A 937-nucleotide genomic window follows, 5' to 3' on the forward strand; every position below is an offset into this window, starting at 1 on the left:
TCGACCTCTTCGCGCCGGGTCATCGCGGTCGGCACCAGGACGCCGGTCGCGCCGGCAGCGGCAGCCGCCTCGACGTCGGCCCCGATATCCCCGACGTAGGCCACCTCCGCGGGATCGAGCCCGAGCCGGCGGCAGGCCGCCAGGATCATGCCGGGCTGCGGTTTCCGGCAGGGGCACCCGTCGTCCGGGTTGTGCGGGCAGATCTCCCACACGTCGAACGGTCCCAGCAGCTCTTCCACCCGCAGGTTGACGGCGTCGACCTGTTCGCGGCTCAGCAGGCCGCGGCCGATGCCTGATTGGTTGGTGAGCACTCCGCACGGCAATCCGGCGGTCCGGACCGCATCGACCGCCGCGCGGGCGCCGGCCACCGGCCGGACCTTCGCGGGATCCGGGTTGTAGGGCACGTCCGTGACCAGCGTGCCGTCCCGGTCGAACAGGATGGCCCGCGGCGAGTATGCGGCAGTGGTGCTCATACCAGCACTGTTCCCAGCACGGCTCCGACCTAAACACTTCTCCTGCTACTACTTTTGTGTCGCACACTTCCCGCCGCGGCAACGGCTGCCGCCGGAAGCGTGCAGTGCGGGCATCTGGGAGGATGGGCACAGCCGGAAGGAAGGACGGGTGCAGTGGCAGAACCTGAAGGACTCGAACGGGACGGACGCCCGGAACTGCTGGTACTCCGGGCGCTCAAGCTGGGCGATCTTTTGGTCGCGGTTCCGGCGTTGCGGGCACTGCGCGCGGCGTACCCCGAACACCGGATCATCTACGCCGCCCAGGCCTGGCTGCGGCCCATCCTCGGACTAACCGGCGCGGTGGACGACCTGCTGGCCACGCATGGACTCGATGTCCCGCTGGCACTGGCGCCCGGCCGGGTGGAGATCGCCGTGAACCTGCACGGCAACGGGCCGGAGAGCCGCGGCCGGCTGGAAGCCGTGCA

General features: G+C 70.3%; 2 protein-coding genes. One reads left to right on the plus strand and one right to left on the minus strand.

What is annotated here, in order from left to right; all coding sequences use genetic code 11:
* Nucleotides 1–473, minus strand: a 473-nt coding sequence (locus AC5RV2_RS18500) for a D-glycero-alpha-D-manno-heptose-1,7-bisphosphate 7-phosphatase (protein ID WP_494093540.1), incomplete at its 3' end; no start/stop codon positions are given.
* 153 nt (nt 474–626) lie between these two features.
* On the opposite strand from AC5RV2_RS18500, the gene AC5RV2_RS18505 reads away from it, so the two are divergent.
* On the plus strand, nt 627–937 hold a 311-nt coding region (locus tag AC5RV2_RS18505), incomplete at its 3' end, for a glycosyltransferase family 9 protein (protein ID WP_494093541.1).

The organism is Arthrobacter sp. Y3225116, from assembly GCF_059091245.1.